Below are 20,649 nucleotides of genomic sequence, written 5' to 3' on the forward strand. Positions count from 1 at the left end.
TGCTTCGTGTCCCCGTCCGGGACAGACATTCTTCCGGGAGCCTCCCAAGCCGCACTGTGTTTCGTACGACGTACGCGGGCAGTACCTCGTACGCGGGCACTGAGCGACTTGCCGGGCACGCTCCGGAACCGGTGCGACCGAGCCCAGTGACACAGACACTCAGTGCCACGGCTCTGGGAAGCGCCATCACCAGCAGATATTTCCTCCGCCGCTTCGGCGGAACACCGCCCCGGCACGGTCCACACACCAAGGACCGAAGCCGGACAGCACAACCGGTCGCCGAGCCAGACAGGCCGACGTCCGCTCCAGGGAAGGACCCTTCGTGAGCGACACCACCGATCTGATGGGCGCACGTGTCGAGGAGACCGCTGCCGCGCCCGCCACGGACGCCTCCGCGCCTGCCACCGGTGCCGGCTCCCGGCGGCGCCGCGGTACCGGCCTCGAGGGCATGGTGCTGGCCGAGCTGCAGCAGGTCGCATCCGGCCTCGGCATCAGGGGCACCGCGCGTATGCGCAAGAGCCAGCTGATCGAGGTCATCAAGGAGGCGCAGGCCGGGGGAGGTGCCGCGGCTCCCAAGGCCGCGTCTTCCTCCGCCGGGGACGCCACCGAGACCAAGCCCAAGCGCCGCGCCACCTCCAAGGCCCGTACCGGCGAAGCCGCCGAGAAGAAGGCGGACAAGGCTGAGGCCCCCGCCGAGAAGGCCGTGGCCCAGCAGCAGATCGAGATCCCCGGCCAGCCGGCCAGCGACGAGGGCCCGGCCGAGCGCCGCCGTCGCCGCGCCACCGCCGACGCCGGTGCGCCCGCGGCGGCCCCCGAGACGGTTGCCGCCGAGGCGAAGAGCGAGCCGAAGGCCGAGACGCCCGCGCAGTCGCAGGCCCAGCAGGGCGATGCCAAGGGCGACGCCGGTGAGGGCGGCGAGGGCCGCCGTCGTGACCGCCGTGAGCGCGGCCGGGACCGCGACCGCGGTGACCGCGGTGACCGTGGCGACCGTGGCGACCGCCGCAAGGGCGACGACCAGCAGGGCGGCGGCCGTCAGGACCGTCAGCAGGGCCAGCAGCAGGGCGGTGGCCGTCAGGACCGTCAGCGCGACAACGCCCCGCAGGACGACGACGACTTCGAGGGCGGCCGCCGTGGCCGTCGCGGTCGTTACCGCGACCGCCGTGGCCGCCGTGGCCGCGACGAGATGGGCAGCGCGGAGCCGCAGATCAACGAGGACGACGTCCTGATCCCCGTCGCGGGCATCCTGGACATCCTCGACAACTACGCCTTCATCCGTACGTCGGGCTACCTGCCGGGCCCCAACGACGTGTACGTCTCCCTCGCCCAGGTCCGCAAGAACGGCCTGCGCAAGGGCGACCACATCACCGGTGCGGTCCGTCAGCCCAAGGAAGGCGAGCGGCGCGAGAAGTTCAACGCGCTGGTGCGTCTCGACTCCGTCAACGGCATGGCGCCCGAACACGGCCGTGGCCGCCCGGAGTTCAACAAGCTGACCCCGCTCTACCCGCAGGACCGCCTCCGCCTGGAGACGGACCCGGGCGTGCTGACCACCCGCATCATCGACCTCGTGTCGCCGATCGGTAAGGGCCAGCGCGGTCTGATCGTGGCCCCGCCGAAGACCGGCAAGACCATGATCATGCAGGCGATCGCCAACGCGATCACGCACAACAACCCCGAGTGCCACCTGATGGTCGTCCTCGTCGACGAGCGTCCGGAAGAGGTCACCGACATGCAGCGGTCGGTCAAGGGCGAGGTCATCTCCTCGACCTTCGACCGCCCGGCCGAGGACCACACGACGGTCGCCGAGCTCGCCATCGAGCGTGCGAAGCGGCTCGTCGAGCTGGGCCACGACGTGGTCGTCCTGCTGGACTCCATCACGCGTCTGGGCCGTGCCTACAACCTCGCCGCCCCCGCCTCCGGCCGCATCCTGTCCGGTGGTGTCGACTCGACCGCGCTGTACCCGCCGAAGCGCTTCTTCGGTGCCGCGCGCAACATCGAGGACGGTGGCTCGCTCACCATCCTGGCGACGGCTCTCGTCGACACCGGGTCCCGCATGGACGAGGTGATCTTCGAGGAGTTCAAGGGCACCGGCAACGCCGAGCTCAAGCTCGACCGCAAGCTCGCCGACAAGCGCATCTTCCCGGCGGTGGACGTCGACGCGTCCGGTACCCGTAAGGAAGAGATCCTGCTCGCCCCCGACGAGCTCGCCATCGTCTGGAAGCTGCGCCGGGTGCTGCACGCGCTCGACCAGCAGCAGGCGGTGGAGCTGCTCCTCGACAAGATGAAGCAGACGAAGTCGAACGCCGAGTTCCTGATGCAGATCCAGAAGACGACGCCGACGCCCGGCAATGGCGACTAAGACGTCGGGTCTGCGGGTTGTTCGTCGACTGCGGGTGGTTCGTGGTTGATCGCGCCCACGCGGCGGAGCCATAAATCGCTACAGTCCCGCGCCCCTTGGGGCGTAACGGCCGCTCCCTGTCACACAGTGACGGGGAGCGGCCTTTTGGCGCTGATAGGGACGGGCGTATCCATGCGCCCCTTCCTACTCTTGTGTCTCTGGGGGGACCTTCTTGACCACCACCCTGTCCGGCAGCGGTCGTCACAGACGCCGGATCCGTTTCGGGCTGCCCATCGCCGCCGCCGGCGTCGCCGCGGCCGTCGCCGCCGCGCTGCTGACCTCGTCCGCGGGCGCCGCGACCGCGCTGCCCCAGCCCACCGTGAAGCCCACCACCAGTTCGGCCTCGCTCGCCGAGCTGGAGCGGCGCGTCGCGGGGGCCATCGCCAGTGACGACACCGCGGGGGAGACGGCGAAGGAGTCGTCGTACAGCGCGAGCACCAGCAGCTCCTCCGGTGACTCCACCGCGAGCCCCATGGTCATCGGTGGCACCGACACCACCATCACCTCGGCGCCCTGGATGGCGCAGCTCTGGTACTACGACGACCGGGGCACCGCCGACGAGGCCGACGACCTCGGGTTCTTCTGCGGTGGCGCCGTCGTCGCGCCGACGAAGATCCTGACCGCCGCGCACTGCGTCAAGGGCCGCGACTGGTCCAACTACGGCGCCGTCATCACCGGCACCGCCCAGCTGCCCACCACCGACGACGCCGGCAACACCGACCTGCACGGCGGCACCGTCACGCTGCCGCACCGGCAGTGGAACCACCCGTCGTACAGCTCGACGACGATCGACAACGACATCGCCGTCATCACGCTGGCGAACGCGGTCAAGGCGACGCCGATCCGCATGACGACGTCCGGTGACACCGCCTCGTACGCCGCCGGGACGAGCGCCAAGGTCTACGGCTGGGGCCGTACCAGCTCCACCAGCCAGGACATCTCCGAGACGCTGAAGACAGCCACGCTGCCCGTCCAGTCCGACAGCACCTGCACGGGCTACTACGGCAGCAAGTTCATCAAGGGCCACATGGTCTGCGCGGGCCCGCCGGCGAGCGGCAGCGACAGTGGCACCACCTCCGCCTGCAACGGCGACTCCGGCGGGCCGCTCGTGGTGAACGGCCGGATCGTCGGTGTCGTCTCGTGGGGCATGCAGAACTGCGTCGCCGAGGGCGCGTACAGCGTGTTCGCCAAGGTCAGCAGCTATGTCGGTGCCGTCTACCCGCGGGTCGACGACACCAACATCAGCGGTGACCACCGGGCCGACATGTGGGTGCGCAACGCGTCCACGAAGACCGGCTACTCGAAGAACTCCAACGGCACCTCGTTCGCCGCGCGCGAGTCCTGGGGCGACTGGAGCGGAGTGAACCTCGTCCTGCAGACCGACCTCGACCGGGACGGCTACCAGGACCTGGTGTTCCGGCGCAGCTCCGACGGTGCCATGTTCTGGGCGCACTACGTGCAGTCCAGCGGCTCCTGGGCCACCAAGACGATCTTCAGCAACTGGAAGACCCGCACCCGCATCGTCGCCCCCGGTGACGTCACCGGCGACTACCGGCCCGACCTGATCTCGGTCGACTCGGGCGGCGCCCTGTGGATCTACCCGGGCAACGGCAACGGCACCTTCGCCAGCCCGGTGAAGTCCGGCACGGGCTTCAACCAGTACAACTCCCTGCGCGGCCACGGCGACTTCACCGGCGACGGCAAGACCGACCTGATCGCGCGCAGCTCGTCCGGCGGCTACATCTACCTGTTCAAGGGCACCGGCAAGGCCGGCACGGGCGCCTTCGCCACCCGCGTCAAGGTGCGCACCTGGCCGACGTACACCGGCTTTGACGCCGTCGGTGACGTCACCGGCGACGGAAAGGCCGACTTCCTGGCCCGCAACTCCTCCGGCACGCTCTACCTGTACCCGGGCACCGGAAAGGCCACGAGCGAGATCTTCAGCACACCGAAGTCCGTCGGTACCGACTTCAAGCAGTACGACATCTTCGGCTGAAAACGCAGGTGAGACGGGTATACCCGGTATCACCGAATACGCCCCGTGCCCACCGCTCCTCGGCGGTGGGCACGGGGCGTTGTGCAACCCTTCTCCGAGTTTCCCCGTCTGACCGGACGGGGTGACGATGGTGTGGTACGGGCCAAATGGTCACGCCTGACCCTGAAAACAGGGGGTAACCGACCGGACGAGAACCGAGGAGCATTGTGTCCGCCGAGAGCACGCCGGAGCCCGGCATACCGGGCGAGACCGGCACCACAGGTCCGCGCCACCGCGCCAAGGGCCGCCGTCGCAAGCCCCGTGACAAGCGCAAGAGCCTGCTGATCACGGCCTGGACGGCCGCCGGGATCGTGGTCCTGGGCGGCACCGGCGCCGGGTACCTGTACTTCAAGCTCAACGGCAACATCAAGAGCGTGAACATCGACCAGGCCCTCGGCACCAACCGGCCGCAGAAGGTCGACAACGGCTCGGAGAACATCCTCGTCCTCGGCTCCGACACCCGCTCCGGCAGCAACAAGGCGCTCGGCGGCGGCACCGACGACGGCAGCGCCCGCTCGGACACGGCGATGATCGTGCACGTCTACGAGGGCCACAAGAAGGCCAGCGTGGTCTCCATCCCGCGCGACACCCTCATCGACCGCCCCCAGTGCACCGACACCGACGGCAAGACGCACGACGCCGCGTCCGGGGTGATGTTCAACGAGTCGTACTCCACGGGCGGCGCCGCCTGCACCGTGAAGACCGTCGAGTCCGTCACCGGCATCCGCATGGACCACTTCCTGGAGGTCGACTTCTCCGGCTTCCAGAAGCTCATAGACGAGCTCGGCGGCGTCGAGGTCACGACGACCAAGGACATCAACGACCCCGACAGCCACCTCGACCTCAAGGCCGGCACCCACCAGCTCACCGGCAAGCAGGCCCTCGGCCTGGTCCGCACCCGGCACGGCGTGGGCGACGGCTCCGACCTCGGTCGCATCCAGCTCCAGCAGGCCTTCATCAAGGCGCTGATCAACCAGGTCAAGGACATCAACCTCTTCGGCAACCCCAAGAGGCTCTACGACCTGGCCGACACCGCCACGAACGCCGTCACCACCGACTCCGACCTCGGCTCGGTCAACAAGCTCATGTCCTTCGCCAACGGCCTGAAGGGCATCAGCTCCAAGAACATGAACATGGTCACGATGCCGGTCCGGTACGACCCCGCGGACCCGAACCGGGTCCTCGTGGCGAAGGCCAAGGCCCAGCTGGTGTGGGATGCCCTGAAGAACGACAAGGCGATCCCGAAGGCGGCCACCGAAGGCACGGCCACAGGTGATGCCAAGGGCGTGGTGAGCTAGTCGGGGGAGCCTCGGGGAATACCCCGCAGCCACCCCCGGTTTTGGCTGATGGACACCAGTCCTGGCAGACTGGTACGTCGGCTCCGGTTCACGCGGCAGCAATCCGCAGCTGCGACCCGGCGCCCTCCCGAAACTAGGAGACACCTTGAAGCGCGACATCCACCCCGAGTACGTCGAGACGCAGGTCAGCTGCACCTGTGGCGCGTCGTTCACCACCCGTAGCACGATCGAGAGCGGCACCATCCGTGCCGAGGTCTGCTCCGAGTGCCACCCGTTCTACACGGGCAAGCAGAAGATCCTCGACACCGGTGGCCGTGTGGCCCGCTTCGAGGCCCGCTTCGGCAAGGCAACTGCCGGCTCCAAGAAGTAGCGAGCTCCAATTCGCCGGTCCACGGTTCGCGTGCCCTCCCGCAAGGAGGAGCCCGCGCCGGGACCGGCGTTTTTGGTCGCCCGCCCTTCACCCACGTACGTACAGGAGCCCAAGATGTTCGAGGCCGTCGAGGACCTGGTCGTTGAGCACGCCGACCTGGAGACGAAGCTCGCCGACCCGTCGGTCCACGCCGACCAGGCGAACGCGCGCAAGCTGAACAAGCGCTACGCCGAGCTCACCCCGATCGTCGCCACGTACCGCTCCTGGAAGCAGACCGGCGACGACATCGAGACGGCGAAGGAATTCGCCGCCGCCGACCCGGACTTCGCCGCCGAGGTCAAGGAACTGGACAAGCAGCGCGAGGAGCTGACGGAGAAGCTCCGCCTGCTGCTCGTCCCGCGCGACCCCAGCGACGACAAGGACGTCATCCTCGAGATCAAGGCCGGCGCCGGCGGCGACGAGTCGGCGCTGTTCGCCGGCGACCTGCTGCGCATGTACCTGCGCTACGCCGAGCGCGTCGGCTGGAAGACCGAGATCATCGACTCCACCGAGTCCGAGCTCGGCGGCTACAAGGACGTCCAGGTCGCCGTGAAGACCAAGGGCGGCCAGGGTGCCACCGAGCCCGGTCAGGGCGTGTGGGCGCGGCTGAAGTACGAGGGCGGTGTGCACCGTGTGCAGCGTGTGCCGGCGACCGAGTCCCAGGGCCGTATCCACACCTCCGCGGCCGGTGTGCTGGTCACGCCGGAGGCCGAGGAGATCGACGTCGAGATCAACCCGAACGACCTGCGGATCGACGTGTACCGGTCGTCCGGCCCGGGTGGTCAGTCCGTCAACACCACCGACTCCGCCGTGCGCATCACGCACATTCCCACCGGAGTCGTGGCCTCCTGCCAGAACGAGAAGAGCCAGCTGCAGAACAAGGAGCAGGCTATGCGTATCCTGCGCTCCAGGCTGCTCGCAGCGGCGCAGGAGGAGGCCGAGAAGGAGGCCGCCGACGCCCGCCGCAGCCAGGTCCGCACGGTCGACCGCTCCGAGAAGATCCGCACCTACAACTTCCCGGAGAATCGGATCTCGGACCACCGCGTCGGCTTCAAGGCGTACAACCTGGACCAGGTCCTGGACGGCGACCTCGACTCGGTGATCCAGGCCTGCGTCGACGCGGACTCGGCCGCCAAGCTCGCGGCCGCGTAAGGCACGTACGAGTACGACCGGAGGACTTGCGTGCAGCAATTCATTGGGGGGCGATCCCCAAGCCCCCGCAGCGTGCTGCTCGCGGAGGTGGCACAGGCCACCCAGCGGCTGGCCGACGCCGGCGTGCCCTCGCCGCGCAACGACGCGGAGGAGCTCGCCGCGTTCGTGCACGGCGTGAAGCGGGGCGAGCTGCACTCCGTGAAGGACTCGGACTTCGACGCCCGCTACTGGGAGGTCATCGCCCGCCGTGAGCAGCGCGAGCCGCTCCAGCACATCACCGGGCGGGCCTACTTCCGGTATCTCGAACTCCAGGTGGGGCCCGGCGTGTTCGTGCCCCGCCCCGAGACCGAGTCGGTCGTCGGATGGGCCATAGACGCCGTGCGCGCGATGGACGTCGTCGAGCCGTGCATCGTCGACCTGTGCACCGGCTCCGGCGCCATCGCGCTCGCCCTCGCCCAGGAGGTCCCGCGCTCGCGCGTGCACGCCGTGGAGCTGTCCGAGGACGCCCTGAGGTGGACCCGCAAGAACGTGGAGGGGTCCAGGGTCGACCTGCGGCAGGGCAACGCCCTGGACGCCTTCCCGGACCTCGACGGCCAGGTCGACCTGGTCATCTCCAACCCGCCCTACATCCCGCTCACCGAATGGGAGTACGTCGCTCCCGAGGCGCGGGACTACGATCCCGAACTCGCCCTGTTCTCAGGGGAGGACGGCCTCGACCTCATCCGCGGCCTGGAACGGACCGCACACCGGCTCCTGCGCCCCGGCGGTGTCGTCGTCATCGAACACGCCGACACCCAGGGCGGGCAGGTGCCGTGGATCTTCACCGAGGAGCGGGGCTGGGCCGACGCGGCCGACCACCCCGACCTCAACAACCGCCCGAGGTTCGCGACCGCCCGCAAGGCGCTGCCGTGACCACCCCCCAGAGTCTTTTCCCGAAGTACGTGTACGAGGAGGCCCGCTAGATATGGCACGGCGATACGACACCAACGACGCGACCGACCGCACGACGGGTCTGCGTGAGGCAGCGTCCGCCGTCCGCCGTGGCGAGCTCGTGGTCCTCCCGACCGACACGGTGTACGGCATCGGCGCCGACGCGTTCTCCAAGGAGGCCGTCGGCGACCTGCTGGAGGCCAAGGGGCGGGGCCGCAACATGCCCACCCCCGTGCTGATCGGCTCCCCGAACACGCTCCACGGTCTCGTCACCGACTTCTCCGAGCTGGCCTGGGAGCTGGTCGACGCGTTCTGGCCGGGCGCGCTGACCCTGGTCGCCAAGCACCAGCCGTCCCTGCAGTGGGACCTGGGCGACACCCGGGGCACGGTTGCCGTGCGCATGCCGCTGCACCCGGTCGCCATCGAGCTGCTGACGGAGGTCGGCCCGATGGCGGTGTCGTCGGCGAACCTGACGGGCCACCCCGCCCCCGAGGACTGCGACGCCGCGCAGGAGATGCTCGGCGACTCGGTCTCCGTCTACCTGGACGGCGGCCCGACCCCCGGCAACGTCCCGTCGTCGATCGTCGACGTGACGGGCGAAGTGCCCCTCCTCCTGCGCGCGGGCGCCATTTCCGCGGAAGAGCTGCGGAAGGTCGTACCCGACCTCGAGGTGGCGAATTGACAGCCCCTGAGGCGGGGCGTGGCATAGGCAACGGGGAACGTGCCGCGGAGATCACGACGACGTTCGTCGGGCTTCCGCGCGACAGCTTCCGCATCCTCCACGTCAGCACCGGAAATGTCTGCCGCTCGCCGATCACCGAGCGGCTGACCCGTCATTTCGTGGCGCAGCGCCTCGGTGTGCTCGGCGGCGGGCTGATCGTGGAGAGCGCGGGCACCTGGGGCCATGAGGGCGCGCCCATGGAGGCCAACGCGGAGACGGTCCTCGCCGACTTCGGCGCGGACGCCGCCGGCTTCGTCGGCCGCGAGCTCCTCGACGAGCACGTCATCCGCGCCGACCTGGTCCTGACGGCGACCCGCGACCACCGTGCCCAGGTCATCTCCATGGGCCATTCGGCGGGCCTGCGCACCTTCACGCTGAAGGAGTTCACCCGCCTGGTCCGCGCGATAGACCCGGCGACCCTGCCGCCCCTGGAGGACGGAGTGGTGGCACGCGCGCGTGCACTGGTCCGGGCCGCGGCGGCTCTACGCGGGTGGCTCCTGGCGCCGACCGCGGAGGCGGACGAGGTGTACGACCCGTACGGCGCCCCGCTGCCCTTCTTCCGTTCCGTCGGGGACGAGATACACCAGGCGCTGGATCCGGTGGTGACGGCTCTGACCGGAGTACCCGCGAGGGCGTAACAACCGGGCGTCCCTGTCGCCCCGGGCCTACATTGGACGTACGTCACCGTCGACGCCCGGAGCCCACCATGACGGTTGCCCATGCCATCGAGGCCGACGTCCTGCGCCGCCAGGACCCGCAGCTCGCCGACATCCTGCTCGGAGAGCTCGACCGGCAGTCGACGACGCTCCAGCTCATCGCCGCCGAGAACTTCACCTCGCCCGCGGTGCTGGCGGCTCTGGGGTCGCCGCTCGCCAACAAGTACGCCGAGGGGTATCCGGGCGCCCGATACCACGGTGGCTGCGAGATGGTCGACGTCGCCGAGCGGCTCGCCGTGGAGCGGGCCAAGCTGCTGTTCGGGGCCGAACACGCCAACGTGCAGTCGCACTCGGGGTCTTCGGCCGTCCTCGCCGCGTACGCCGCCCTGCTGCGCCCCGGCGACACCGTGCTCGCCCTCGGGCTGCCGTACGGCGGACACCTCACGCACGGCTCGCCGGCCAACTTCTCCGGGCGCTGGTTCGACTTCGTGGGCTACGGCGTCGACGCCGAGAGCGGGCTCATCGACTACGACCAGGTGCGCACGCTGGCCCGCAACCACCGGCCCAAGGCCGTCGTCTGCGGGTCCATCGCCTACCCGCGCCACATCGACTACGCCCTCTTCCGCGACATCGCCGACGAGGTGGGCGCGTATCTCATCGCCGACGCCGCCCACCCGATCGGGCTCGTCGCCGGGGGAGCGGCGCCGAGTCCGGTGCCGTACGCCGATGTCGTGTGCGCCACCACCCACAAGGTGCTGCGCGGGCCCCGCGGCGGCATGATCCTGTGCGGCTCGGAGCTCGCCGAGCGGGTCGACCGCGCCGTGTTCCCGTTCACCCAGGGCGGCGCGCAGATGCACACCATCGCCGCCAAGGCCGTCGCGTTCGGCGAGGCGGCAACACCGGCGTTCACGGCGTACGCCCATCAGGTGGTCGCCAATGCGAGGACCCTGGCGGCGGGGCTGGCGGCGGAGGGGCTCGTCGTCACCACGGGCGGCACCGACACCCACCTCATCACCGCCGACCCGGCACCGCTCGGCGTCGACGGCCGTGCGGCGCGCGGGCGGCTCGCGGCGGCCGGGATCGTGCTGGACTGCTGCGCGCTGCCGCACGGCGACGCCCGCGGCCTGCGCCTGGGCACGGCGGCCGTGACCACCCAGGGCATGGGGGAGGAGGAGATGGTGTGGCTCGCCGCGTCGCTGGCGGGTGTGCTGCGCGGGGAGACCGAAAGTCAGAAGGTTCGTGAAGAAGTGCGGGAGCTGGCCGGTAGATTTCCCCCGTATCCCGGCTGAGGCGGGGTAGACGCACCGGAGCACACAGCCACGCGTGCAACCATCGTCGCTACCCGGAAGTCCCCGCACATATGCGTCGCGTATGTGTACGTCGCTAGGGTGTGGGGCTGAGATGGCCAGCGAGACTTGTGGGGAAGCCTGTGCGTGAATACCTGCTGACGCTCTGCATCACGGCCGCGGTGACGTATCTGCTGACTGGGCCGGTGCGTAAGTTCGCGATCGTGGCCGGAGCGATGCCGGAGATCCGGGCACGCGACGTGCACCGGGAACCCACTCCGCGGCTCGGCGGGATCGCGATGTTCTTCGGCCTGTGCGCGGGCCTGCTGGTCGCCGACCATCTCACCAACCTCAGTGCGGTCTTCGAGAAGTCCAACGAACCTCGGGCGCTGCTCTCCGGAGCGGCGCTCATCTGGCTGATCGGCGTCCTGGACGACAAGTTCGAGATCGACGCCCTGATCAAGCTGGGCGGCCAGATGATCGCCGCCGGCGTCATGGTCATGCAGGGTCTGACGATCCTGTGGCTGCCCATCCCGGGCTTCGGCTCGGTCGCGCTGACCCAGTGGCAGGGCACCCTGCTCACCGTCGCCCTGGTCGTCATCACCATCAACGCGGTCAACTTCGTCGACGGCCTGGACGGCCTCGCGGCCGGCATGGTGTGCATCGCCTCGGCCGCGTTCTTCCTCTACGCCTACCGGGTCTGGGTCTCGTACGGCATCGAGGCCGCCGCCCCCGCCACCCTGTTCGCGGCGATCCTGATGGGCATGTGCCTGGGCTTCCTGCCGCACAACATGCACCCGGCGCGGATCTTCATGGGCGACTCCGGCTCGATGCTGATCGGCCTGGTGCTGGCGGCGGGCGCCATCTCCATCACCGGGCAGGTCGACCCGGACGCGCTGAAGCTGTTCGCCGGCTCCGAGAAGGAGGCCGTGCACCAGACGGTGCCGGTCTACATCCCGCTGCTGCTGCCGCTGACGATCATCGCGATCCCGGCCGCCGACCTGGTGCTGGCGATCGTGCGCCGCACCTGGCGGGGCCAGTCGCCGTTCGCCGCCGACCGGGGGCACCTGCACCACCGGCTGCTGGAGATCGGCCACTCGCACAGCCGCGCGGTGCTGATCATGTACTTCTGGTCCGCGCTGATCGCCTTCGGTGCGCTCGCCTACTCCGTGAACTCGGCGTCGATGTGGATCGTGCTGAGCGTGGTGTTCCTCAGCGCCATCGGCCTCGGGCTGCTTCTGCTGCCCCGCTTCACGCCGCGCGCCCCGCACTGGGCCGAGGCCTTCGTGCCGCCGCGCTACCGCCGCCGCAACGCCGTCGCCGAGCCGGCGGCCACCACGCCGCAGACGGCTGCCGCCGAGGTACCGGCCGGCGTCGACTCCCTGGCCGAGGGGGCGCCGCGCACCCCGGTCGCCGCCGGTGTGGCCGGGGTCAATGGCGCGACCGCCATCGGCGCCCGTTCGCGTTTCCTGGACCGGCGCAAAGCCGGAACGTCGCGCTGACGGTCAGGGTAAGAGCGCGGCCAAGGTAAGAATCTGACTAGAGCATTGCCAAGTCATGGGGGAACGAAGTGCCCCTATACCAGACAAACCGGCCGCGTTTCTGCACAGACGCGCACTGTCACTCTCATGTGTGACACCGCGCACACCTCCAGGTAAAGACCTCATCAAATAGTTTGTGATACGGTTCACGAGAACCCCCGGATAGAGCCGAAGGGCCGCAGTGCGACGGCTCATTGGCGTGAGGTTCCCTCTCATCCCGGGACTACGCTCGTCCATGACGACACCCTGCCCCCACCGTGAAAGCGGAGTTGCCGCCATGCCGTCCAATGACGCCCGGATTCTCCTTCAGGCTGCCGTGCCCACGGCTGCCGTCGGCGCGATTGCCGCCGTCGTCAGCGGTGTGGTCGTCGGCGGCAAGGGGGCGATCGGGGCCGTCGTGGCGGCGGTGCTCACGATCCTCTTCATGGGTATCGGGCTCTATGTTCTGCAGCGCATTGCCAAATCGCTTCCGCATCTGTTCCAGATGATGGGCCTGATGCTCTACGCGGCGCAGATCCTGCTGCTGTTCATTTTTCTGAGCGTGTTCAAGAACACCACGCTGTTCCATCCCAAGGCTTTCGCGATCACTCTGATCGTCACCACCCTCGCGTGGATCGCAGCCCAGACCCGGGCCCACATGAAGGCCAAGATCCTCTACGTCGAACCCGACTCCTCGGGCGACAAGCCCGAAAAATCGGGGCACTCGTCGTGAGGGGTAGGGCTGAGATAAGTGCGTGTGAGAAGTCCTGCTATCGTCCGGTGCCAACTGCGGCATCGCGGGCGCGGGCATCTGAGCTGACGCCTGCTCATTCGCGAGGCTTGATGCCCCACAGCCGCCCCCACATCTGTAACACCAGTCCCGTGCCGAACCGCGGCTACGCGCCGCGCCGACACAACGAGGTTGCCGTACCCATGCGTCACGCCGAAGGAGCCCGCGGTGAGTGCTGACCAGACCCAGCTCGCCTTTGACTGGAGCTGTCGGATCATGTCCGACAACGGCTGTGGCTTCCCGGCTCCGGGCCTGCACTCGTTCCTCTTCAAGCCGATCGCCACGGTCGGCGGGTTCGAGTTCAACAAGGTGATGCTGCTTGCCATCATCACCACGCTCCTCGTCATCACCTTCTTCACGCTCGCCTTCAGCAAGGCGAAGGTGGTGCCGGGCAAGCTGCAGATGATCGGCGAAGCCGGCTACGACTTCGTGCGCCGCGGCATCGTCTACGAGACCCTCGGCAAGCGTGAGGGCGAGAAGTACGTCCCGTTCATGGTCTCGCTCTTCTTCTTCATCTGGATCATGAACATCTGGTCCGTGATCCCGCTGGCCCAGTTCCCGGTCTCGTCGATCATCGCGTTCCCGATGGTGCTGGCTGCCATCGTCTGGCTCATCTGGGTCTCGGTGACCTTCAAGCGGCACGGCTTCGTCGGGTTCTTCAAGAACGTCACCGGCTACGACAAGTCGCTGGGTGCGGTGCTGCCGCTCGTGATGGTCATCGAGTTCTTCTCGAACCTGCTGGTCCGCCCGTTCACGCACGCGGTGCGACTCTTCGCCAACATGTTCGCCGGCCACCTGATGCTGGTGATGTTCACCGTCGCCTCCTGGTACCTGCTGAACAGCTGGATGATCCCGGCGGCCGGTATCTCCTTCGTCATGACCATGGTCATGATCCTCTTCGAGCTCTTCGTGCAGGCCGTCCAGGCGTACGTCTTCGTGCTGCTGGCCTGCTCGTACATCCAGGGCGCTCTCGCCGAGCACCACTGAGCCCCGCCGCACCGCAAGCCCCCAAGAACGTCCGGTGGCCAACCCCCGCCGGTCCATGAAAGAGAAGGAAGAATCAGCATGGCTGCCCTTGAGACCCTCGCCGCCGTCGAAGGCAACATCGGTTCCATCGGCTACGGCCTGGCCGCCATCGGCCCCGGCGTCGGCGTCGGCATCATCTTCGGCAACGGCACCCAGGCCCTCGCCCGCCAGCCCGAGGCTGCCGGCCTGATCCGTGCCAACCAGATCCTCGGCTTCGCCTTCTGTGAGGCGCTCGCCCTCATCGGCATCGTCATGCCGTTCGTCTACGGATGATCGAGCCCTGACGAGCCAACCTTTCCACGAAAGGCACTGATGTGATCGACAACCTGGTGCGGCTTGCGGCGGAGGAGGAGCAGAACCCGCTCATTCCTCCGGGCCCCGAGCTGCTCGTCGGCACCATCGCCTTCGCCATCGTGTTCTTCTTCTTCTGGAAGAAGCTGCTTCCGAACATCAACAAGGTTCTGGAAGAGCGCCGCGAGGCGATCGAAGGTGGTATTGAGAAGGCCGAGGCGGCGCAGGTCGAGGCGCAGAGCGTCCTCGAGCAGTACAAGGCGCAGCTCGCCGAGGCCCGGCACGAGGCCGCGCGTCTGCGCCAGGAGGCGCAGGAGCAGGGCGCCACGCTCATCGCCGAGATGCGCGCGGAAGGCCAGCGGCAGCGCGAGGAGATCGTCGCCGCCGGTCACGCGCAGATCGAGGCCGACCGCAAGGCCGCCGCGTCCGCGCTGCGCCAGGACGTCGGCAAGCTCGCCACCGACCTGGCCGGCAAGCTCGTCGGTGAGTCCCTCGAGGACCACGCCCGGCAGAGCCGCGTCATCGACCGCTTCCTCGACGAGCTCGAGGAGAAGGCCGAGGCCGGACGATGAACGGAGCGAGCCGCGAGGCCCTGGCAGCCGCACGTGAGCGTCTCGACGCGCTGACGGACAACACGTCCGTCGACGCGGCCAAGCTCGCCGACGAGCTGGCCGCCGTCACCGCGCTGCTCGACCGCGAGGTGTCGCTGCGTCGGGTCCTGACCGACCCGGCGCAGGCCGGCGAGGCCAAGGCGGAGCTGGCCCAGCGCCTGCTCGCCGGCCAGGTCAGCGGCGAGGCCGCCGATCTGCTGGCCGGCATGGTGCGCTCCCGCTGGTCGCAGTCGCGCGACCTGGTGGACGCGCTGGAGGAGCTGGCGGCCACCGCCGACCTCACCGCCGCGCAGAAGGCGGGCACGCTCGACGACGTCGAGGACGAGCTGTTCCGGTTCGGCCGGATCGTCGCCTCGAACACCGGGCTGCGCGCCGCGCTGACCGACCGGTCCGCCACCACCTCGGCCAAGGGCGAGCTGCTGCGCAGCCTGCTCGGCGGCCGGGCCAAGGCGACCACCGAGCGTCTGGTGACGCGTCTTGTGACCGCGCCGCGTGGACGTAGCCTGGAGTCGGGACTGGAGTCCCTGTCCAAGCTCGCCGCCGAGCGCCGGGAGCGCATGGTGGCCGTCGTCACCTCGGCGGTACCGCTGAGCGGCCCGCAGAAGCAGCGCCTGGGCGCCGCCCTCGCGAAGCTCTACGGCCGCCAGATGCACCTCAACCTCGACGTGGACCCCGAGGTCCTCGGCGGAATCCGGGTGCAGGTCGGTGACGAGGTCATCAACGGCTCCCTCGCGGACCGCATCGAGGACGCCGGCCGCCGCCTGGCGAGCTGACCAGCAACTCAATAGGCAGTACGTACTTACGGCCCTGGTTGGGCCGTGCAGAAGAATCCTGGGGGTCGCCCCCAGACCCCCAAAGTGAAACTTCGGGCCCAACAAGGAGAGCAGGGAACCCAGATGGCGGAGCTCACGATCCGGCCGGAGGAGATCCGGGACGCGCTGGAGACGTTCGTCCAGTCGTACAAGCCGGACGCGGCCTCGCGCGAGGAGGTCGGTACGGTCACCCTTGCCGGCGACGGCATCGCGAAGGTCGAGGGTCTGCCCTCGGCCATGGCCAACGAACTGCTGAAGTTCGAGGACGGCACCCTCGGCCTCGCCCTCAACCTCGAGGAGCGCGAGATCGGTGCCATCGTCCTCGGTGAGTTCAGCGGCATCGAGGAGGGTCAGCCGGTCTCCCGTACCGGTGAGGTTCTCTCCGTGGCCGTCGGCGAGGGCTACCTCGGCCGCGTCGTCGACCCGCTCGGCAACCCGATCGACGGCCTCGGTGAGATCGAGACCAGCGGTCGTCGCGCCCTTGAGCTGCAGGCCCCCACGGTCATGCAGCGCAAGTCGGTGCACGAGCCGATGGAGACCGGCTACAAGGCCGTCGACGCGATGACCCCGATCGGCCGTGGCCAGCGTCAGCTGATCATCGGTGACCGCCAGACCGGCAAGACCGCCCTGGCCGTCGACACGATCATCAACCAGCGCGACAACTGGCGCACCGGCGACCCGAACAAGCAGGTCCGCTGCATCTACGTCGCCATCGGCCAGAAGGGCTCCACCATCGCGTCGGTCCGCCGCGCGCTGGAGGAGAACGGCGCGCTGGAGTACACGACCATCGTCGCCGCCCCCGCGTCCGACCCGGCCGGCTTCAAGTACCTGGCGCCGTACACCGGTTCGGCCATCGGTCAGCAGTGGATGTACGAGGGCAAGCACGTCCTCATCATCTTCGACGACCTCTCGAAGCAGGCCGACGCCTACCGCGCCGTGTCCCTGCTGCTGCGCCGCCCGCCGGGCCGTGAGGCCTACCCGGGTGACGTCTTCTACCTGCACTCCCGTCTGCTGGAGCGCTGCGCGAAGCTCTCCGACGACATGGGCGCCGGCTCGATGACCGGTCTGCCGATCGTCGAGACCAAGGCCAACGACGTCTCGGCGTTCATCCCGACCAACGTCATCTCCATCACCGACGGCCAGTGCTTCCTGGAGTCGGACCTGTTCAACGCCGGTCAGCGCCCCGCGCTGAACGTCGGTATCTCCGTCTCCCGAGTCGGTGGTTCCGCGCAGCACAAGGCGATGAAGCAGGTTTCCGGCCGTCTGCGCGTGGACCTCGCCCAGTTCCGTGAGCTGGAGGCGTTCGCCGCCTTCGGTTCCGACCTGGACGCCGCGTCGAAGGCGCAGCTGGAGCGCGGTCAGCGCATGGTCGAGCTGCTGAAGCAGGCCCAGTACGAGCCGATGTCCACCGAGGACCAGGTCGTCTCCGTCTGGGCCGGCACCACCGGCAAGATGGACGACGTGCCGGTCGTCGACATCCGCCGCTTCGAGAAGGAGCTCCTGGAGTACCTGCACCGCAAGGAGCAGGGCCTCATGACCTCCATCAAGGAGGGCGGCAAGATGTCGGACGACACCCTCACCGCCGTCGCCGACGCCATCGCGGAGTTCAAGAAGCAGTTCGAGACCGCGGACGGCAAGCTCCTCGGCGAAGAGGCTCCGGCCGCCCCGAAGGCGACCAGCGCCTCCAAGTGACGTAAGGAAGGGACCTGACTCATGGGAGCCCAGCTCCGGGTCTACAAGCGTCGCATCCGATCCGTCACCGCGACCAAGAAGATCACGAAGGCGATGGAGATGATCGCCGCCTCGCGCGTCGTCAAGGCGCAGCGCAAGGTGGCGGCCTCCACGCCGTACGCGACCGAGCTCACCCGCGCGGTCACGGCGGTCGGCACCGGCTCGAACACCAAGCACCCGCTGACCACGCAGGCCGAGACGGTCACGCGGTCCGCGGTGCTGCTCCTGACGAGCGACCGTGGCCTTGCCGGCGCCTTCAACTCCAACGCCATCAAGGCGGCGGAGCAGCTGACCGAGCGCCTGGAGCGCGAGGGCAAGCAGGTCGACACCTACATCGTCGGCCGGCGCGGTGTCGCCCACTACAACTTCCGTGAGCGCAAGATCGCGGAGTCGTGGAGCGGCTTCACCGACGAGCCCACGTACGCGGACGCCAAGAAGGTCGCGGCTCCGCTGATCGAGGCGATCGAGACGGAGACGGCCGAGGGCGGCGTGGACGAGCTCCACATCGTCTACACCGAGTTCGTGTCGATGATGACCCAGCAGGCGCTGGATGCGCGTCTGCTGCCGCTCAGCCTCGAAGAGGTCGCGGAGGAGGCCCCGACCAAGGGCGAGATCCTTCCGCTGTACGACTTCGAGCCCTCGGCGGAGGACGTCCTCGACGCCCTTCTGCCGCGCTATGTGGAGAGCCGTATCTACAACGCGCTTCTTCAGTCGGCCGCCTCCAAGCACGCCGCCACGCGGCGCGCGATGAAGTCGGCCACCGACAACGCCGGAGAGCTCATCGAGACGCTCTCCCGGCTTGCCAACGCGGCCCGCCAGGCCGAAATCACCCAGGAAATCAGCGAGATCGTCGGTGGCTCCGCAGCCCTGGCCGACGCGACCGCGGGGAGTGACCGCTAATGACCACCACTGTTGAGACCGCGACGGCTACGGGCCGCGTCGCCCGGGTCATCGGCCCGGTCGTCGACGTGGAGTTCCCCGTCGACGCGATGCCGGAGATCTACAACGCCCTCCACGTCGAGGTCGCCGACCCGGCGAACGCGGGCGAGAAGAAGATCCTGACCCTGGAGGTCGCCCAGCACCTGGGTGACGGCCTGGTCCGCACCATCTCCATGCAGCCCACCGACGGTCTGGTCCGCCAGGCCGCGGTGACCGACACCGGCAAGGGCATCACCGTCCCGGTCGGCGACTTCACCAAGGGCAAGGTGTTCAACACCCTCGGTGAGGTGCTGAACGTCGACGAGACCTACGACGGCGAGCGCTGGTCCATCCACCGCAAGGCGCCGAACTTCGACGAGCTCGAGTCGAAGACCGAGATGTTCGAGACCGGCGTCAAGTGCATCGACCTGCTCACCCCGTACGTCAAGGGTGGAAAGATCGGTCTGTTCGGCGGTGCCGGCGTCGGCAAGACGGTGCTCATCCAGGAGATGATCTACCGCGTCGCCAACAACCACGACGGTGTGTCGGTGTTCGCCGGTGTCGGTGAGCGCACCCGTGAGGGCAACGACCTCATCGACGAGATGAGCGAGTCCGGCGTCATCGACAAGACCGCGCTGGTCTTCGGTCAGATGGACGAGCCCCCGGGCACCCGTCTGCGCGTGGCCCTGGCCGGTCTGACCATGGCGGAGTACTTCCGCGATGTGCAGAAGCAGGACGTGCTGTTCTTCATCGACAACATCTTCCGCTTCACCCAGGCCGGTTCCGAGGTGTCGACCCTGCTCGGCCGTATGCCCTCCGCGGTGGGTTACCAGCCGAACCTGGCCGACGAGATGGGTCTCCTCCAGGAGCGCATCACCTCGACCCGTGGTCACTCGATCACCTCGATGCAGGCGATCTACGTCCCCGCGGACGACCTGACCGACCCGGCGCCGGCCACCACCTTCGCCCACCTCGACGCGACGACGGTTCTGTCCCGTCCGATCTCCGAGAAGGGCATCTACCCGGCGATCGACCCGCTGGACTCCACGTCCCGCATCCTGGACCCGCGCTACATCACGGCGGACCACTACAACACCGCCATGCGCGTCAAGGGGATCCTCCAGAAGTACAAGGACCTCCAGGACATCATCGCGATCCTCGGTATCGACGAGCTCAGCGAGGAGGACAAGCTGGTCGTCCAGCGTGCCCGCCGCGTCGAGCGCTTCCTGTCCCAGAACACGCACGTCGCCAAGCAGTTCACCGGTGTGGACGGCTCCGACGTGCCGCTGGACGAGTCGATCACCGCGTTCAACGCGATCTGCGACGGTGAGTTCGACCACTTCCCGGAGCAGGCGTTCTTCATGTGCGGTGGTCTCGAGGACCTCAAGAAGAACGCGAAGGAACTGGGCGTCTCCTGACGCACCGGTGCTCTTGAGCCATTGAGCTCTTGATGGAGGGGGCGGGGGTTCGTCCCGCCCCCTCTCTCACGCCTACTAGACTTGTAACCAACACCCGGCAGAACCGCCGGGTGGTGACCCGAGGAGCCACCTTGGCTGCTGAGCTGCACGTCGCGCTGGTCGCCGCCGACCGTGAGGTCTGGTCGGGCCAGGCCACCCTGGTCGTCGCGCGCACCACGTCCGGCGACATCGGCGTCATGCCCGGTCACCAGCCGCTGCTCGGTGTGCTGGAGTCGGGCCCGGTGACCATCCGTACGAGTGACGGTGGAACTGTCATCGCCGCGGTGCACGGCGGTTTCATCTCGTTCGCGGACGACAAGCTGTCGCTGCTGGCCGAGATCGCCGAGCTGTCGGACGAGATCGACGTCCAGCGCGCGGAGCGGGAGCTCGAGCGCGCGAAGGCGGAGGGCGACGACGCCGCCGAGCGCCGCGCGGAGGTCCGCCTGCGGGCGGCGACGGCGCGCTGACCCCTGGGGGTAGCGCCCAGTGCCCTTAGGCTCTGGGACAGTGCACGCGACGACGTCACTCAGCCGCGGCTGGGACCGGAGCAATCCGGTGCCGGTCGCGGCTGAGGCAGATATGGAAGTTTTTTCCGTTCCGTTACCTAGGAG

At 68.6% G+C, this 20,649-nt stretch carries 19 protein-coding genes; all 19 read left to right on the forward strand.

The genetic code is table 11. The features are described 5' to 3' along the window. Positions 1–322: 322 nt before the first annotated feature. The 19 genes from rho (at position 323) to ACTMVF_RS27300 (ending at position 20,505) form a co-directional block, all read left to right on the forward strand. A complete protein-coding gene (gene rho, locus ACTMVF_RS27210) occupies positions 323–2,356 on the forward strand; it encodes a transcription termination factor Rho (protein ID WP_441273733.1) in 2,034 nt (677 codons plus the stop codon). A 253-nt stretch (positions 2,357–2,609) separates the two neighbouring features. Then, a complete protein-coding gene (locus ACTMVF_RS27215; RefSeq protein ID WP_441273816.1) occupies positions 2,610–4,391 on the forward strand; it encodes a trypsin-like serine protease in 1,782 nt (593 codons plus the stop codon). 206 nt (positions 4,392–4,597) lie between these two features. Beyond that, complete coding sequence (locus ACTMVF_RS27220) at positions 4,598–5,728, forward strand: LCP family protein (protein WP_441273734.1); 1,131 nt, start codon at positions 4,598–4,600, stop codon at positions 5,726–5,728. A gap of 145 nt (positions 5,729–5,873) precedes the next feature. Continuing rightward, positions 5,874–6,098 (forward strand): 50S ribosomal protein L31, encoded by a 225-nt coding sequence (gene rpmE, locus ACTMVF_RS27225; protein WP_062709720.1) that lies wholly within the window; start codon positions 5,874–5,876, stop codon positions 6,096–6,098. 114 nt (positions 6,099–6,212) lie between these two features. Further along, entirely contained in the window at positions 6,213–7,289 is a 1,077-nt protein-coding gene (gene prfA / locus ACTMVF_RS27230; protein WP_441273735.1) for a peptide chain release factor 1, read from the forward strand. Between the two features lie 72 nt (positions 7,290–7,361). Beyond that, entirely contained in the window at positions 7,362–8,201 is an 840-nt protein-coding gene (gene prmC, locus ACTMVF_RS27235; protein WP_441273736.1) for a peptide chain release factor N(5)-glutamine methyltransferase, read from the forward strand. A gap of 52 nt (positions 8,202–8,253) precedes the next feature. Then, the gene (locus ACTMVF_RS27240) at positions 8,254–8,901 is read left to right on the forward strand and encodes an L-threonylcarbamoyladenylate synthase (RefSeq protein ID WP_128434678.1); all 648 of its coding nucleotides are present in this window, start codon (positions 8,254–8,256) and stop codon (positions 8,899–8,901) included. Continuing rightward, entirely contained in the window at positions 8,898–9,578 is a 681-nt protein-coding gene (locus ACTMVF_RS27245; RefSeq protein ID WP_441273737.1) for an arsenate reductase/protein-tyrosine-phosphatase family protein, read from the forward strand. The genes ACTMVF_RS27240 and ACTMVF_RS27245 overlap by 4 nt, the downstream gene beginning before the upstream one ends. A 68-nt stretch (positions 9,579–9,646) precedes the next feature. Then, a complete protein-coding gene (glyA, locus tag ACTMVF_RS27250; protein WP_441273738.1) occupies positions 9,647–10,885 on the forward strand; it encodes a serine hydroxymethyltransferase in 1,239 nt (412 codons plus the stop codon). A gap of 140 nt (positions 10,886–11,025) precedes the next feature. Beyond that, a complete protein-coding gene (locus ACTMVF_RS27255; RefSeq protein ID WP_441273739.1) occupies positions 11,026–12,384 on the forward strand; it encodes an MraY family glycosyltransferase in 1,359 nt (452 codons plus the stop codon). A 316-nt stretch (positions 12,385–12,700) separates the two neighbouring features. Beyond that, a complete protein-coding gene (locus ACTMVF_RS27260; RefSeq protein WP_441273740.1) occupies positions 12,701–13,135 on the forward strand; it encodes a hypothetical protein in 435 nt (144 codons plus the stop codon). Positions 13,136–13,408: 273 nt separating this feature from the next. Further along, on the forward strand, positions 13,409–14,179 hold the full coding sequence (gene atpB / locus ACTMVF_RS27265) for a F0F1 ATP synthase subunit A (RefSeq protein WP_441273817.1): 771 nt from the start codon (positions 13,409–13,411) through the stop codon (positions 14,177–14,179). Between the two features lie 78 nt (positions 14,180–14,257). Next, a complete protein-coding gene (gene atpE / locus ACTMVF_RS27270) occupies positions 14,258–14,491 on the forward strand; it encodes an ATP synthase F0 subunit C (RefSeq protein WP_031485821.1) in 234 nt (77 codons plus the stop codon). Between the two features lie 41 nt (positions 14,492–14,532). Beyond that, a complete protein-coding gene (locus ACTMVF_RS27275) occupies positions 14,533–15,081 on the forward strand; it encodes a F0F1 ATP synthase subunit B (RefSeq protein WP_128434683.1) in 549 nt (182 codons plus the stop codon). Then, positions 15,078–15,893 carry a F0F1 ATP synthase subunit delta gene (locus ACTMVF_RS27280; protein WP_441273741.1) on the forward strand — a complete coding sequence of 272 codons (816 nt, stop codon included), beginning with the start codon at positions 15,078–15,080 and terminating at the stop codon, positions 15,891–15,893. Before ACTMVF_RS27275 ends, ACTMVF_RS27280 begins: the two co-directional genes overlap by 4 nt. Before the next feature lie 123 nt (positions 15,894–16,016). Then, positions 16,017–17,624 carry a F0F1 ATP synthase subunit alpha gene (gene atpA, locus ACTMVF_RS27285; RefSeq protein ID WP_441273742.1) on the forward strand — a complete coding sequence of 536 codons (1,608 nt, stop codon included), beginning with the start codon at positions 16,017–16,019 and terminating at the stop codon, positions 17,622–17,624. Positions 17,625–17,645: 21 nt separating this feature from the next. Then, on the forward strand, positions 17,646–18,563 hold the full coding sequence (locus ACTMVF_RS27290) for a F0F1 ATP synthase subunit gamma (RefSeq protein ID WP_441273743.1): 918 nt from the start codon (positions 17,646–17,648) through the stop codon (positions 18,561–18,563). Beyond that, positions 18,563–19,999 carry a F0F1 ATP synthase subunit beta gene (gene atpD, locus ACTMVF_RS27295; protein ID WP_441273744.1) on the forward strand — a complete coding sequence of 479 codons (1,437 nt, stop codon included), beginning with the start codon at positions 18,563–18,565 and terminating at the stop codon, positions 19,997–19,999. The genes ACTMVF_RS27290 and atpD overlap by 1 nt, the downstream gene beginning before the upstream one ends. Positions 20,000–20,130: 131 nt before the next feature. Next, complete coding sequence (locus tag ACTMVF_RS27300) at positions 20,131–20,505, forward strand: F0F1 ATP synthase subunit epsilon (RefSeq protein WP_441273745.1); 375 nt, start codon at positions 20,131–20,133, stop codon at positions 20,503–20,505. Positions 20,506–20,649: the final 144 nt, after the last annotated feature.

Origin of the sequence: Streptomyces sp. SD31 (assembly GCF_052068475.1) — a bacterium.
Taxonomy (GTDB): domain Bacteria; phylum Actinomycetota; class Actinomycetes; order Streptomycetales; family Streptomycetaceae; genus Streptomyces.

Coding starts and splice junctions, on each gene's coding strand:
- prfA (WP_441273735.1), top strand. CDS start 6,213: ATGTTCGAGGCCGTCGAGGACCTGGTCGTTGAGCACGCCGACCTGGAG.
- ACTMVF_RS27240 (WP_128434678.1), top strand. CDS start 8,254: ATGGCACGGCGATACGACACCAACGACGCGACCGACCGCACGACGGGT.
- glyA (WP_441273738.1), top strand. CDS start 9,647: ATGACGGTTGCCCATGCCATCGAGGCCGACGTCCTGCGCCGCCAGGAC.
- ACTMVF_RS27260 (WP_441273740.1), top strand. CDS start 12,701: ATGCCGTCCAATGACGCCCGGATTCTCCTTCAGGCTGCCGTGCCCACG.
- atpB (WP_441273817.1), top strand. CDS start 13,409: ATGTCCGACAACGGCTGTGGCTTCCCGGCTCCGGGCCTGCACTCGTTC.
- atpE (WP_031485821.1), top strand. CDS start 14,258: ATGGCTGCCCTTGAGACCCTCGCCGCCGTCGAAGGCAACATCGGTTCC.
- ACTMVF_RS27280 (WP_441273741.1), top strand. CDS start 15,078: ATGAACGGAGCGAGCCGCGAGGCCCTGGCAGCCGCACGTGAGCGTCTC.
- atpA (WP_441273742.1), top strand. CDS start 16,017: ATGGCGGAGCTCACGATCCGGCCGGAGGAGATCCGGGACGCGCTGGAG.
- ACTMVF_RS27290 (WP_441273743.1), top strand. CDS start 17,646: ATGGGAGCCCAGCTCCGGGTCTACAAGCGTCGCATCCGATCCGTCACC.
- atpD (WP_441273744.1), top strand. CDS start 18,563: ATGACCACCACTGTTGAGACCGCGACGGCTACGGGCCGCGTCGCCCGG.